This window comes from Paucibacter sp. M5-1, assembly GCF_027498415.2.
GTDB lineage: Bacteria > Pseudomonadota > Gammaproteobacteria > Burkholderiales > Burkholderiaceae_C > Roseateles_E.
The window spans coordinates 4,824,320-4,838,497 of sequence record NZ_JAPZLM020000001.1 but is presented as its reverse complement, the minus strand read 5'-3'; the positions used below and the strand labels follow the sequence as shown (position 1 = coordinate 4,838,497).

At 67.8% G+C, this 14,178-nt stretch carries 11 protein-coding genes; all 11 read right to left on the bottom strand.

What is annotated here, in order from left to right; translation table 11 throughout:
• Positions 1-247: 247 nt before the first annotated feature.
• Entirely contained in the window at positions 248-1,465 is a 1,218-nt protein-coding gene (gene ftsZ, locus O5M90_RS23015; protein ID WP_137941607.1) for a cell division protein FtsZ, read from the bottom strand.
• Between the two features lie 129 nt (positions 1,466-1,594).
• Positions 1,595-2,824: a cell division protein FtsA gene (gene ftsA / locus O5M90_RS23010; protein ID WP_137941606.1), complete on the bottom strand. Its 1,230-nt coding sequence runs from the start codon at positions 2,822-2,824 to the stop codon at positions 1,595-1,597.
• 27 nt (positions 2,825-2,851) lie between these two features.
• Positions 2,852-3,679 (bottom strand): cell division protein FtsQ/DivIB, encoded by an 828-nt coding sequence (locus O5M90_RS23005; RefSeq protein WP_269837941.1) that lies wholly within the window; start codon positions 3,677-3,679, stop codon positions 2,852-2,854.
• 10 nt (positions 3,680-3,689) lie between these two features.
• The gene (locus O5M90_RS23000; protein WP_440402367.1) at positions 3,690-4,652 is read right to left on the bottom strand and encodes a D-alanine--D-alanine ligase; all 963 of its coding nucleotides are present in this window, start codon (positions 4,650-4,652) and stop codon (positions 3,690-3,692) included.
• Positions 4,649-6,022 carry a UDP-N-acetylmuramate--L-alanine ligase gene (gene murC, locus O5M90_RS22995; protein ID WP_269837942.1) on the bottom strand — a complete coding sequence of 458 codons (1,374 nt, stop codon included), beginning with the start codon at positions 6,020-6,022 and terminating at the stop codon, positions 4,649-4,651. Before murC ends, O5M90_RS23000 begins: the two co-directional genes overlap by 4 nt.
• Positions 6,019-7,098: an undecaprenyldiphospho-muramoylpentapeptide beta-N-acetylglucosaminyltransferase gene (gene murG, locus O5M90_RS22990; protein ID WP_269837943.1), complete on the bottom strand. Its 1,080-nt coding sequence runs from the start codon at positions 7,096-7,098 to the stop codon at positions 6,019-6,021. The genes murC and murG overlap by 4 nt, the downstream gene beginning before the upstream one ends.
• Positions 7,095-8,351: a putative lipid II flippase FtsW gene (gene ftsW / locus O5M90_RS22985; protein ID WP_269837944.1), complete on the bottom strand. Its 1,257-nt coding sequence runs from the start codon at positions 8,349-8,351 to the stop codon at positions 7,095-7,097. The genes murG and ftsW overlap by 4 nt, the downstream gene beginning before the upstream one ends.
• Complete coding sequence (gene murD, locus O5M90_RS22980; protein ID WP_269837945.1) at positions 8,348-10,069, bottom strand: UDP-N-acetylmuramoyl-L-alanine--D-glutamate ligase; 1,722 nt, start codon at positions 10,067-10,069, stop codon at positions 8,348-8,350. Before murD ends, ftsW begins: the two co-directional genes overlap by 4 nt.
• 7 nt (positions 10,070-10,076) lie before the next feature.
• Complete coding sequence (gene mraY / locus O5M90_RS22975; protein ID WP_137941599.1) at positions 10,077-11,255, bottom strand: phospho-N-acetylmuramoyl-pentapeptide-transferase; 1,179 nt, start codon at positions 11,253-11,255, stop codon at positions 10,077-10,079.
• Positions 11,245-12,678, bottom strand: coding sequence for a UDP-N-acetylmuramoyl-tripeptide--D-alanyl-D-alanine ligase (locus O5M90_RS22970; protein ID WP_269837946.1), 1,434 nt, complete (start codon positions 12,676-12,678; stop codon positions 11,245-11,247). Before O5M90_RS22970 ends, mraY begins: the two co-directional genes overlap by 11 nt.
• Positions 12,675-14,177, bottom strand: coding sequence for a UDP-N-acetylmuramoyl-L-alanyl-D-glutamate--2,6-diaminopimelate ligase (locus O5M90_RS22965; protein ID WP_269837947.1), 1,503 nt, complete (start codon positions 14,175-14,177; stop codon positions 12,675-12,677). The genes O5M90_RS22970 and O5M90_RS22965 overlap by 4 nt, the downstream gene beginning before the upstream one ends.
• Position 14,178 lies beyond the last annotated feature (1 nt).

The following is a 14,178-nucleotide window of genomic DNA, read 5'->3' as shown; positions in this document are numbered from 1 at the left end:
CTTCTGGATCTGGGTATCCAGCCTGTGCGGTCACACCCCCGTGCAACTGCCGTGAGTCTGCCTGCAGAACCGAGCGCTGGCTATCGCTTTGCACCCGCAGACGGGACGGCGCTGTCGCGCCGCCGCCGCATGAGCAAGATCAAGACCGGCACGAACAAAAGCCCGCCGTGCGGCGAGAAGGAGGTGTCGCCGCCCGACGGGCTTTTTCCTGTTGCGACAAGCGGGCCACCAGGGACCCGCTGGACGCTCAGTCAGCTTGCTTGCGCAGGAAGGCCGGGATCTCGATCTCGTCCATGCCGTTGGACGACAGGGCCTCGACCTTGGCCGCGGCCGTGCGGCCATGGCGCCAGACGCTGGGCACGCTCATGCCGGCAAAGTCATTGCCGCCGCCGACCTGGCCACCGGCCTGGGGCAACGTGACCTGCTGGTTCAGCACCGGCAGATTGTCGGTACCGGTGCGCATCTGCACCTGCGGCTGCACCACCGACAGCGGCGCCTGCACGCGCGCACGCGCCGAGGTCAGACCGGTGGCGATCACGGTGACGCGCAGCTGGTCGCCCAGGCTTTCGTCATAAGCCGTGCCGTAGATGATGTGCGCATCTTCGGCGGCGTAACGCTTGATCGCGTTCATCGCATTGCGGCTCTCGGCCAGCTTGAAGGTGTTGCGGTTGGCCGCGATCAGCACCAGCACGCCACGCGCACCGGACAGATCGATACCTTCCAGCAGCGGGCAGGCCACGGCCGCCTCGGCGGCCTTGGAGGCGCGGTCCGGGCCGCTGGCCACCGCCGTGCCCATCATCGCCTTGCCGGGCTCGCTCATCACGGTCTTGACGTCTTCGAAGTCGACGTTGACCAGGCCGGGCATATGGATGATGTCCGAGATGCCGCCGACCGCATTCTTCAGTACATCGTTGGCATGCGCGAACGCCTGGTCCTGCGTGACATCGTCGCCCAGTACGTCGAGCAGCTTGTCGTTCAAGACGACGATCAGCGAATCGACATTGGCTTCCAGCTCGGCCAGACCGGAGTCGGCCGCCTTGGAGCGGCGGTTGCCTTCGAATTCGAAAGGCTTGGTCACGACGCCGACGGTCAGGATGCCCATTTCCTTGGCGACGCGGGCAATCACCGGGGCCGCGCCGGTGCCGGTGCCACCGCCCATGCCGGCGGTGATGAAGAGCATGTTCGCGCCCTGGATCGAGTCGCGGATGCGCGCCTCGGCCTCTTCGGCGGCGGCGCGGCCCATCTCGGGCTTGGCGCCGGCGCCCAGACCGGAGGTGCCCAGCTGCAACAGCTGGTCGGCCTTGGAGCGGTTGAGGGCCTGCGCATCGGTATTGGCGCAGATGAACTCCACGCCCTGAACCCCTTGCGCAATCATGTGATCGACCGCGTTGCCGCCGCCACCACCCACGCCAATCACCTTGATTTGGGTGCCTTGGTCAAACTCTTCGATCATCTCGATCGCCATATCAAACCTCCTTCAGCAATTGTGCAGTTGCCAATCGTTAAAAACTACAGGGGAAGCCCCTTTTTTTGAGTCGCTGCCGTTGTTTTCCGACATTTCGACCCGCTTACGCCGTCCGGGGGCGCCACCCGTTCAGAAATTACCCAGAAACCAATCCTTGGCGCGACCAATAATGGTCTTGACCGAACCCGCCTGCTGGGCCGCTTTCAAACCCCGGGTGCGCGACATCCGCGCCTCTTCGAGCAGGCCCATCACCGTCGCCGAGCGCGGATTCGAAACCATATCGAACAGCGCCCCGCTATAGGTCGGGTTGCCGCGGCGCACCGGTTTCAGGAATATGTCCTCGGCCAACTCGACCATGCCCGGCATCACCGCCGAGCCGCCGGTCAAAACAATGCCGGACGACAGTAACTCTTCGTATCCGCTTTCCCGAATCACCTGGTGGACCAGCGAGAAAATCTCCTCGACACGGGGTTCAATAACCCCGGCAAGTGCTTGTTTGGACAGCATGCGGGGCGCGCGGTCGCCCAGGCCGGGTACTTCGACCTGGTCCGCCGGGTCCGCCAGCAACTGCTTGGCCACCCCGTGCTCGACCTTGATCTCCTCGGCATCCTTGGTCGGCGTGCGCAGCGCCATCGCGATATCGCTGGTGATCAGGTCGCCGGCAATCGGGATCACGGCGGTATGGCGGATCGAGCCACCGGTGAAGATCGCCACATCGGTGGTGCCGGCGCCGATATCGACCAGGGCCACGCCCAGATCGCGCTCGTCCGAGGTCAGCGCGGCCGCACTGGAGGCGCTCGGATTCAAAACCAGCTGATCGACCTCCAAACCACAGCGGCGCACGCATTTGACGATGTTTTCCGCCGCGCTCTGGGCTCCGGTCACGATATGGACCTTGACCTCCAGCCGACCGCCGCTCATACCAATAGGCTCTTTCACCTCATGGCCGTCGATGACGAATTCCTGCGGCTCGACCAGCAACAGACGCTGATCGTTGGGGATATTGATGGCCTTGGCGGTTTCCACCACCCGCGCCACATCGACCGGCGTGACTTCCTTGTCGCGCACGATCACCATGCCGGTCGAGTTCTGGCCGCGGATATGGCTGCCGGTAATCCCGGTGAAAACCCGCGAAATCTTGCAGTCGGCCATCATCTCGGCCTCTTTCAAGGCCTGCTGTATCGATTGCACGGTCGCGTCGATATTCACCACGACACCGCGTTTCAGGCCATGCGAGGGTGCCACACCGAGGCCGGCAATGCGCAGCTCGCCATTGCCCAGCACCTCGGCCACCACCGCCATGATCTTGGCGGTGCCGATATCCAAACCAACGACTAAATCCTTGTATTCCTTGGCCATATGCCCCTCAGCGTATGTTTTCTTGTCTCAACGTTTCTTGGCCGCGCCCGTCGCCGGGCCCGGGCTCGTCGATATTCCTTGCAGCCGCACCGCATACCCGTCGTGGTGGCGCAGATCGGCGCTCAGCACGGCGGTCTGGTAGCGTGAGCGGATCTGGGTGATGCTGGCGGCAAACTGGCCGAAGCGGGCCAGCACCTCGGCCTCGCTGCCGCGGCCCAGTTCCACCACCGCCCCCTTTTCCAGCGTCAGGCGCCAGGAGCCGCGGCCGGACAGGTCCAGGCGCCGGGCCGACTCGCCCAGCTTCAGGCTCAGCGCATTGAGCTGCTGCCACATGGCCAGCATCGCCGCCGAACTGCCCTCCGGACCCGCCAGCACCGGCAGGTCCTCATCTTCGACATCGCCCAGATTGGCCTCGAAGACCTCGCCAAAGCTGTTGACCAGGGCCCGCTCGACGCTGGCCTCGCTTTGCGCATCGGCACCCTCGGGCTTGGCTTCCCAGTAGGCCGCCGGCCGGTGCTCCTCCAGCCGCACCCGCAGCCGGTTCGGCCAGACGCGCTGCACCACCGCCGTGCGCACCCAGGGCACGGCCTGGAAGGCGCTGCTGGCCTGCTGCAGATTCAGAGTCAGGAAGGTGCCCGAGACATGGGGCATCGCATTGGCACGCAGCGAGGCCACGCTATTGCGCATCACATCGCCTTCGACCTGGATATGCCGGATGCCGAAGATCGGCAGCCGCGCCAGCTGATGCAGGGCCAGGGCCAGACCCGCCAGCACCAGACCGGCCAGCAGCAAAGCCGACACGCCATTCATCAGACGGATGTCGGCCGGCAGCAGGGGTTGGACGGCGGTGCTCATGGCGCTTGGGTCAGGCCCTGTCCAGCCGGGCCTGGGCCAGCAGCCACAGGCACAGCTGTTCGTAGGAGATGCCCGCGGCCTGGGCCGACTTGGGCACCAGCGAATGCGAGGTCATGCCCGGCGAGGTGTTCATCTCCAGCAGGAAGACCTTGCCGTCGCTCTTGCGCTGCATCAGGTCGGCGCGGCCCCAGCCGCGGCAGCCGAGCGACCGATAGGCCGCCAGCACCAGCGCGCGGACCTCCTGCTCCTGGACCTCGGGCAGCGTGCCGATGTGGTACTGCGTGACGTCGGTGAAGTACTTGTTCTGGTAGTCGTAATTGCCTTCAGGCGCCTCGATGCGTATGACCGGCAGGGCCTGGGCCGCGTCGCCCTCGCCCAGCACCGGGCAGGTCAGCTCCCAGCCGTCGATGAACTCCTCGAACAGCAGCTCGTCGTCGTAGCGGGCCGACAGCTCCACCGCGGCCTGCATCTGCGAATAACCCATCACCTTGCTCAGGCCGATGCTGGAACCCTCGTGCGGCGCCTTGACGAACAGCGGCAGGCCCAGCTCGTCGGGCACGGTGCGGATGCGCTCGCGCGTCAGCTCATGCTTTTTCAGCGTCAGCCAGCGCGGCGTCGGCAGGCCGTCGGCGCGCCACAGCCGCTTGGTGGTGATCTTGTCCATCGCGATGGCCGAGGCCATCACGCCGGAACCGGTGTAGGGGATGGCCAGCATCTCGAGCCCCCCCTGCACCGTGCCGTCCTCGCCGTCACGGCCATGCAGCGCGATGAAGCAGCGCGCAAAGCCCTCGGCTTTGAGCTCGTGCAAGCCGCGCTCGGCCGGGTCGAAGGGGTGGGCGTCGACGCCTTGCGAGCGCAGCGCGGCCAGCACACCGGGGCCCGACATGGTCAGCGACACCTCGCGCTCGGCCGAAGTGCCGCCCATCAGCACGGCGACCTTGCCCAGGCTCTTGGGATCGATGTTCAGATTCATTTCAGCAGTTCCACGGTTTGCGCCGGCACCGCGCCGATCGAGCCGGCGCCCATCACGATCACGACATCGCCGTCGCGGCTTTGCTGGGCGATGGCCTGCGGCAGCGCGCGCACATCGGCCACAAAGTCAGCGCCGGCCGCCGCCGCCAGCGCTGCGCCATCGGCCCCGGCGATCACGCCCTCGCCGGCCGCATAGACCTCGGTCAGCAGGGCCGCATCGGCCTGCGCGATCACGCGCACGAAGTCGGCGAAGCAGTCGCGCGTGCGGGTGTAGCGATGGGGTTGAAACGCCAGCACCAGACGCCGGCCCGGGAAGGCGCCGCGTGCCGCGCTCAGCACGGCCGCCATCTCGACCGGGTGGTGTCCGTAGTCGTCGATCAGCGTGAACAGGCCACCATCGGCGGCGCGCAGCTCGCCATAGCGCTCGAAGCGCCGGCCGACGCCGCCGAAGGCGGCCAGGGCCGCCAGCACAGGCGCGTCGGGCAACTCCAGCTCGCTGGCCACCGCAATCGCAGCCAAGGCGTTCAGCACATTGTGGCGGCCAGCCAGGTTCAGGGTCACCGGCAGATCGGCCGCGCCCTCGCGCTGCACGGTGAAGCGCATCTGGCCGCCGTCCAGCGCCTGCACATCGATCGCCCGCACCGCATTGTCGGCACCGAAGCCGTAGCGGACCACCGGTCGCGACAACATCGGCAGTATCGAGCGCACGCCCTCGTCATCGCCGCAGACCACGGCCGCGCCATAGAAAGGCATGCGGTGCAGGAACTCGACAAAGGCCAGCTTCAGCTTCGCGAAGTCGTGGCCATAGGTGTCCATATGGTCGGCATCGATATTGGTGACGACGGCCAAGGTCGGCAGCAGATGCAGGAAGGAGGCATCGCTCTCATCGGCCTCGACAACGATGTAGTCACCTCTGCCCAGCTGGGCGTTGGTGCCGGCGCTCATCAGCTTGCCACCGATCACATAGCTGGGATCGACACCGGCGGCGCTCAGCACCGCCGTGAGCAGCGAGGTGGTTGTGGTCTTGCCATGGGTGCCGGCGATCGCGATGCCCTGCTGGCGGCGCATCAGCTCGGCCAGCATCACCGCTCGGTGCACCACCGGCACGCCGGCGGCGCGGGCGGCGATCACCTCCGGGTTGTCAGCCTTGACCGCGGTCGAGGTCACCAGGGCTTGGGCGCCGGCGATATGGGCGGCGGCGTGGCCGATGTGGACCTGCACGCCGATGGCGGCGAGGCGCTGCAGCATCGCGCTATCGCTCTGGTCCGAGCCCGAGACCCGGTAGCCGAGCTGATGCAGCAGCTCAGCAATCGCGCCCATGCCGGCACCGCCGATGCCGACGAAATGAATGTGCTTCAACGCGTGCTTCATGCCGCCACCATCTGTTCGATCTCATCGGCCACGCGGCTGGCCGCACGGGGGCGCGCCAGCAAGCGGGCCTTCTCGGCCATCGCGACCAGGGCCTCGCGCTCCATGCCTTGCAGCAGCGCATGCAGCTGCTGCGGGTTCAGTTCTTCCTGCGGCAGATGGATGGCCGCGCCGTGCTGGGCCATGAAGCGAGCGTTGTCGCGCTGGTGCGAGGTCGTCGCCACGACCAGCGGCACCAGCAGCGCCGGCACGCCGGCCGCGCACAGCTCGCTGACCGTCACCGCGCCAGCGCGGCAGATGATCAGATCGGTCTGGGCAAGCTGGCTCGCCATATCGTCGATGAAGGGCAGCAGGCTCGCCTCGACGCCGGCCGCCTGGTAGAGCGCCTGCACGGTGCTGAAATTGGCCTGACCGGTCTGGTGCGTGACGATGGGGCGCTGGTCCTCGGGCCACAGCGCCAGCGCCTTCGGGATGCAGTCATTGATCGCGCGCGCGCCCAGCGAGCCACCGACCACCAGCACTCGCAAGCGCCCGCTGCGGCCGGCAAAGCGCTCGGCCGGCGGCGCAATCGCCTCGATCTCGGCGCGCACCGGGTTGCCGGTGACCACGGCCTTGGGTGTTGATGCGGCGGCCGAGCCGTCGAAGCCAAAGCCGATGCGGCGGGCAAATGGCTTCAGGCTCTGGTTGCTCAACAGCATGGCCGCGTCGGCATTGATCAGCATCAGCGGCTTGCCGCTCAGCCAGGCCATCAGCCCGCCCGGGAAGCAGACATAGCCGCCCATGCCCAGCACCGCATCGGCGCTGCGTGTGACGAAGACCTGGCGCGATTGCACAAAGGCCTGAACCAGCTTGAACAGGCCCTTGACCGTGTGCATCAGGCCCTTACCGCGCAGGCCCGAGAAGGCCAGCCGGTCCAGCGGGATACCGGTGGGCGGCACCAGCTGGTTTTCCATGCCGCTCTCGGTGCCGACCCAGCTGACGCTCCAGCCGCGGCGCGCCATCTCGTCGGCGACGGCCAGGCCCGGGATGATGTGACCACCGGTGCCCGCAGCCATGATGACCAGGTGCTTGGTGCTCATGCGCGTCCCCCGCGCATCAGCTGCCGGTTCTCTAGATCTATTCTCAACGCAATCGCCAGCGCCACACAGTTCATCAGGATCGCCGAGCCGCCAAAGCTCATCAGCGGCAGGGTCAGGCCCTTGGTCGGCAAGGCGCCGAGGTTCACGCCCATATTGATGAAGGCCTGGCCACCCATCCAGATGCCTATGCCCTGGGCATAGAGGCCGGCGAACACGCGATCCAGCGCGATCGCCTGGCGGCCGATGTGAAAGAGCCGGCGCGACATCCAGAAGAAGGCGGTGATCACGACGATCACGCCGGCCAGGCCCAGCTCCTCGCCGATCACAGCCAGCAGGAAGTCGGTATGGGCCTCGGGCAGGTAGTGCAGCTTCTCGACGCTGGAGCCCAGGCCCTGGCCGAACAGCTCGCCGCGACCGAAGGCGATCAACGAATGGGTCAGCTGATAGGCCTTGCCCTGGGCGTACTTTTCGTTCCAGGGATCGAGATAGGCAAAGATCCGCTCGCGGCGGAACTCGCTGAAGGTGATCATCAGCACAAAGGCGCCGACCAGCACCGCGACGATCAGGAAGAACATGCGGCCGTTGACGCCGCCCAGGAACAGGATGCCCATCGCGATCGCGGCGATCACCATGAAGGCACCCATGTCCGGCTCGGCCAGCAGCAGCACGCCGACCACGCCCAGCGCCACCACCATGGGCCAGACGGCGCGGAAGAAGTTCTCCTTCACGTCCATCTTGCGCACCATATAGCTGGCCGCATACATGGCCATCGCCAGCTTGCCCAGCTCGGAAGGCTGGAAGTTCATCAGCCCCAGTGGCAGCCAGCGGCGCGCGCCGTTGACGCCCTTGCCGACGCCGGGAATCAGCACCGCAATCAGCAGCACCAGGGCCGCGACAAACAGCCAGGGCGCGGCGCGCTCCCAGCTGGCCACCGGCACCTGCACCACCACGAGCGCCGCCAGCAAGCCCAGCGCGATCGCCACCACATGGCGCACCAGGAAATGGGTGGGCAGATAGCGGCTGAACTTGGGGTTGTCGGGCAGCGCGATCGAGGCCGAATACACCATCAGCAGGCCCAGCGCCAGCAGGCACACCACGACCCAGGCCAGGGTCGTGTCGAAGCCGGCCAGCTTGGTCGGCTGGCCCGAGGACACGCTGACCCAGTCGCGCACCGGTACCTCGCCGCCCTTGCCAGCATCGCGCCGGATCAGGCCCAGCAGGCGTTCGCGCCAGTTCTGCAGCACGGCGTTCATAGCGACAGCCCCTCGTCCTGGGCCAGGGCCTGTACCGCGGCGACAAAGACCTCGGCGCGGTGACCATAGTTGCGGAACATATCGAGGCTGGCACAGGCCGGGCTCAGGAGCACGCTGTCGCCGCTGAGGGCCTGGGCCAGGCACCAGGCGGTGGCGGCCTCCAGCGTCTCATGCGCCTGCATCGTCACGCCGCTGTGCTCCAGCGCGGCTGCGAGCTGCGGGCCGTCGCGGCCGATCAGGGCCACGGCGCGCGCATGGCGGGCCACCGGCTCGCGCAGCGGCCCAAAATCCTGGCCCTTGCCGTCGCCGCCGAGGATCACAAGCAGTTTTGCCGGCGCACGATCCGCACCCAGGCCGGTGATGGCCGCGACGGTGGCGCCGACATTGGTGCCCTTGGAATCGTCATAGAAGTCCACGCCCTTGATGGCGCCGACATGCTCGACCCGGTGCGGCTCGCCGCGATATTCGCGCAGCCCGTGCAGCATCGGCGCCAGCGGGCATCCGGCCGCGCTGGCCAGGGCCAGGGCCGCCAGCGCATTGGCGGCGTTGTGGCGGCCGCGCACACGCAGCGCATCGGCCGGCATCAGGCGCTGGATCAACAGCTCCTCTTCGTCCTCGCCCTTTTTCTTCTTGATCGTCTCGTCGGCCTCGCGGGCGCGCACCAGCCAGCTCATGCCGGCCTCCTGCACCAGGCCGAAATCGCCCGGATGGCGCGGCGCATCGAGACCGAAGCGCACCACCTTGCGCGCGACCAGCCTCGCCGGCCGGCCGCGCCCCTGCTGCACCTTGACCGGCGCCGGCACCATGGCCTCGACCAGCGCATCGTCGCGGTTGATCACCATCACCGTCGGGCTGTCGATCTCGGTGCCGAAGATGCGGGCCTTGGCGCGGCCGTAGGCGGCCATATCGCCATGCCAGTCCAGATGGTCCTGGGTCAGGTTCAGCACCGTCGCGGCGGTGGGCTCGAAGCCCTGCACGGTGTCGAGCTGGAAGCTCGACAGCTCCAGCACCCAGACCTCGGGCAGATGTTCAAAGACGGCCGGCTTGGGCGGCGGCGGCTTGATCGGCAGCGGTGCCTCATCGAGCATCGCATCGATGCTCTCCAGCACCGTCTGTTCAGCGACGACCGGCGCATCCGGCGCATCCGGGCTGTCATCAGCAACCGTCTCGGTCGGCTCGGGCGGCAGCACGGGCTCGGCGGCCGGCTCCAGATCCAGCGCCGCGCCCAAAGTCGTCAGCATGCTGGGGCCGATATTGCCGGCCATCACGACACGACGGCCGCAGCGCTCGACCAGCTGGGCGCACATGCTGGTGGTCGTGGTCTTGCCATTGGTGCCGGTGATGGCCAGCACGGCCGGCTCGTAGCGGCGCTCGGCCTTCAGATCGGCCAGCGCACGGGCAAACAGATCCAGCTCGCCCTGCACCGGCACACCGGTGCCTTGCGCCAGAGTCAGCAGCGGCAGCAGCCGCGCATCCAGCGGCGACAGGCCCGGGCTCTTCAGCAGCAGTTGCACGCCGTTCAGCGCGGACTCGGGCAGCTCGCCATGGATGAACTCGACCTCGGGCAGTTGCTCGCGCAGCGCCGCCAGCTGCGGCGGGGCCTCGCGCGAGTCCCAGACTCGCGCTTCGCCGCCGCAGCGCCGGACCCAGGCAGCCATCGCCAGACCGGAGTCACCCAGGCCGAGCACCAGTACCTTGAGTCCTTGCAGATGCTTCATCGCGCGATCACCTCAGTTTCAGGCTGGCCAGGCCGACCAGGCACAGCAGCATCGTGATGATCCAGAAGCGCACGACCACCTGGGTCTCCTTCCAGCCCGATTTCTCGAAATGGTGGTGCAGCGGCGCCATCTTGAAGATGCGCCGGCCGGTGCCGAATTTCTTCTTCGTGTACTTGAACCAGCTGACCTGCAGCATCACCGACAGCACCTCGGCGACGAACACGCCGCCCATGATGCCCAGCACGATTTCCTGGCGCGTGATCACGGCCAGGGTGCCCAGGGCGCCGCCCAGCGAGAGCGCGCCCACATCGCCCATGAAGACCTGGGCCGGATGGGTGTTGAACCACAGGAAGGCAAGACCCGCCCCCGCCATCGCGGCGCAGAAGATCAAGAGCTCGCCAGCGCCGGGGATATAGGGCAGCAGCAGGTACTTCGAGTAGATGCTCGAGCCGGTCAGGTAGGCAAACAGGCCCAGCGCCGAGCCCACCAGCACCACCGGCATGATGGCCAGGCCGTCCAGGCCGTCGGTGAAGTTCACCGCATTGCTGGTGCCGACGATAACGAAGTAGGACAGGCCGATGAAGCCGAACACGCCCAGCGGGTAGCTGACCGTCTTGAAGAAGGGCACGATCAGATCGGCCTTGGGCGGCAGCTCGGTCGAGAAGCCGCTTTGCACCCAGCGGGCGAACAGCTCGATCACACCCAGGATCGAGGTCTCGGAGACGCTGAAGGCCAGGTAAAGGGCGGCCACCAGACCGATCAGCGACTGCCAGAAGAACTTCTCACGGCTGCGCATGCCCTCGGGATTCTTGTCGACGACCTTGCGCCAGTCGTCGACCCAGCCCACCGCACCAAAGCCCATGGTCACCAGCATCACAACCCAGACGAAACGGTTGCTCCAGTCGAACCACAACAGGGTCGAGACCCCGATGCCTATCAGTATCAGCACGCCACCCATGGTCGGCGTGCCGCTCTTGACCAGATGCTGCTGCACGCCGTACTCGCGGATCGGCTGACCGATCTTCATTGCGGTCAGACGGCGTATCACCCAGGGGCCGAAGGCCAGGCCGATCAGCAAGGCCGTCATCGCCGCCATCACCGCGCGGAAGGTCAGGTACTGGAACACGCGCAGAAAGCCCAGGTCCGGATACAGGCCCTGCAGCCATAGGGCCAGGCTAAGCAGCATGGTTCGCGCCCTCCTGATCCTGTGCCAGCAAGGCGGCGACGACTCTTTCCATCTGCATGAAACGTGAACCCTTGACGAGAATGTTCTTGACCCGAGGCGCTTCGGCCAGCGTCGCGATCAGCGCCTCGGTCGTGTCGAAATGGCGGGCGCCGCCGCCATAGGCGCCGGCCGCGTCGGCGCAGGCGCTGCCGGCCGCCCAGAAGGCGGCCACGCCGCGCTCGGCCGCATAGGCGCCGACCTCGCGGTGAAACTCCGGCCCCTGGCTGCCGACCTCGCCCATATCGCCGAGGATCAGCCAGGAGGCGCCCGGCAAATCGGCCAGCACATCGATGGCGGCGCGCACGCTGTCGGGGTTGGCGTTGTAGCTGTCGTCGATCAGCGTGACGCGCTGGCGGCTCAGGCTCTTGAGCTGCGAGCGGCCCTTGACCGGCTCGAAACTCTCCAGGCCGCGGACGATGGCGGCCAGCGGTGCGCCGGCGGCCAGCGCGCTGGCGGCGGCGGCCAGGGCATTGCGGACGTTGTGCAGACCGGCCACGCGCAGCGCCACCGGCGCGTCACCGGCCGGCGTGTGCAGCTCCAGCGCCCAATGGCCGGCGCCCAGGGTCTCGCTACCCTGCACCCAGGCTGCACGGCCGGTCACATCGGCCTGGCCCTGCAGCGCGAAGCTGAGCATGGCGCGCTGGCCGGCCAGCGCGTGCCAGATCGGCGCGCAGGCATCTTCGGCCGGAAACACCGCGACACCGGCCGCACCCAGGGCCTCGATCGCCGCGCCGTTCTCGCGCGCGGCCGCCTCGACGGTCTGCAGAAATTCCTGGTGCTCGCGCTGCGCATTGGTCACCAGGGCCACAGTGGGTCGGGCCATCGCCGCCAGCGGGGCGATCTCGCCCGGGTGGTTCATGCCCAGCTCGACCACGGCGGCGCGGTGCCAGACGGCATCGTCCTGGCGCAGCCGCAAGAGCGTCAGCGGCACGCCGATATCGTTGTTGTAATTGCCTTCGGTGGCCAGCGAGGCCGGGCCCAGCCAGGCCCGCAGGATGCTGGCGATCATCTGCGTCACCGTGGTCTTGCCATTGCTGCCGGTCACCGCGATCAGCGGCAGATGGCAATGGCTGCGCCAGGCCGTGGCCAGCAGACCCAGCGCCTGCTTGGCATCGGGCACCTCGATGCCGGACAGGCCGGCCTCGGCCACGCCGCGCTCGGCGATCACCGCCACCGCGCCGCTGGCCGCGGCCTGCGGCAGAAAGTCGTGCGCATCGAAGCGCTCGCCGCGCAGCGCGACGAACAGATCACCGGCGCGCAGCGTGCGGGTGTCGCTGTGCACACGGGCGATCTCGATCTGGCCGTCACCGACCAACCGAGCCTGCGGCAGCGCCGTCTGCAGCAGATGGTGGGCCTGGGCCAGTGTCATCAGGGCTGCGCTCATGGCTGTTCTCCGGTCCAGCGGGCCTGCGCTTGCTGCGCCTCGGCCACATCGGAGAAGGGCTGGCGCGCACCGGCGATCTCCTGGTAGTCCTCATGGCCCTTGCCGGCGATCAGCACGACATCGCGCGCATCGGCTTGGCCAATCGCCGCCGCAATGGCCGCGCGCCGGTCCTCGACGACCTGGTGCGCCACGCCGCGCAAGCCCTCGGCAATCTGGGCCAGGATCTGTGCGGGCGGCTCCTTGCGCGGGTTGTCGCTGGTCAGCACGACGGCGTCGGCCAGGCGGCCGGCGATCGCCCCCATCAAGGGGCGCTTGCCGGGATCGCGGTTGCCGCCGCAGCCGAACACCGCGATGAGCTTGCCGCCGCGGGCCGCCGCCAGCGGGCGCAGCGCCGAGAGCGCCTTGTCCAGCGCATCGGGCGTGTGGGCATAGTCGACCACCGCCTGCGGCCGGCCCAGTCCGTCGCCGACCCGCTGCATGCGGCCCGGCACCGGGCTGATCTGGGGTACGGCGCCGACGATATCGGCCAGATCCAGTCCCAGCGCCCGCAGGCTGGCGATCACGGCCAGCAGATTGGCGACGTTGTAGTCGCCGATCAGGCCGGTCTGCACCGTCAGCACCTGCTGGCCTTCATGCAGCTCGAAGGCCAGGCCGCCATCGCGGTAATGCAGACCATGGGCCGACAAGCGAGCCGGGCCGTTGACCGCATAGGTCCAGACATCGAGCTTGTTGGTGAGCGCAGCGGCCAGCTCGCCGCCCTTGGGGTCGTCCAGATTGAGCACGGCGGCGCGCAGACCCGGCCAGTCGAACAGCGCGCGCTTGGCGGCCCAATAGGCGGCCATGGACCCGTGGTAGTCCAGATGGTCTTGGGTGAAATTGGTGAACAGTGCCACCGCGATGCGTGTGCCGGCCAGGCGCTGCTCATTGAGCCCGATCGACGAGGCCTCGATCGCGCAGGCCGCAAAGCCGGCATCCAGCATGCGGCGAAATCCTGCCTGCAGCTGCACCGGATCGGGCGTCGTCAGCCCGGTGTTGACGATATGGCCCGGCGCTGCGCCCAGCGGCGGCTCGCCGATACCCAAGGTGCCGACCACGCCGCAGCGCCGGCCCAGCGCGCCCAGGATCTGGGCCACCCACCAGGCGGTCGAGGTCTTGCCATTGGTGCCGGTGCTGGCGATCACCTGCAGGCCGGCCTCGCTGGGATGCTCGAAGTACTCGGCCGCGATGCGGCCGGTGCAGGCCTTCAAGCCCGGCAGCGCGGCGACGCGGGCGTCATTGAAATCAAAGGCCTCGACACCTTCGGCCTCCACCAGGCAGGTCGCGGCACCGGCGGCCAGCGCCGCGCGCACATGGGCGCGGCCGTCCTGCGCATATCCGGGCCAGGCGATGAAGGCATCGCCGGGCGCCACCAGCCGGCTGTCGCTGCGCAGCTGGCCGGTGGTCCACTCGCGCAGCCAGCGGGCCGCAGCCTCGGGGGATTTGAGTCGGGTGATGGGCATG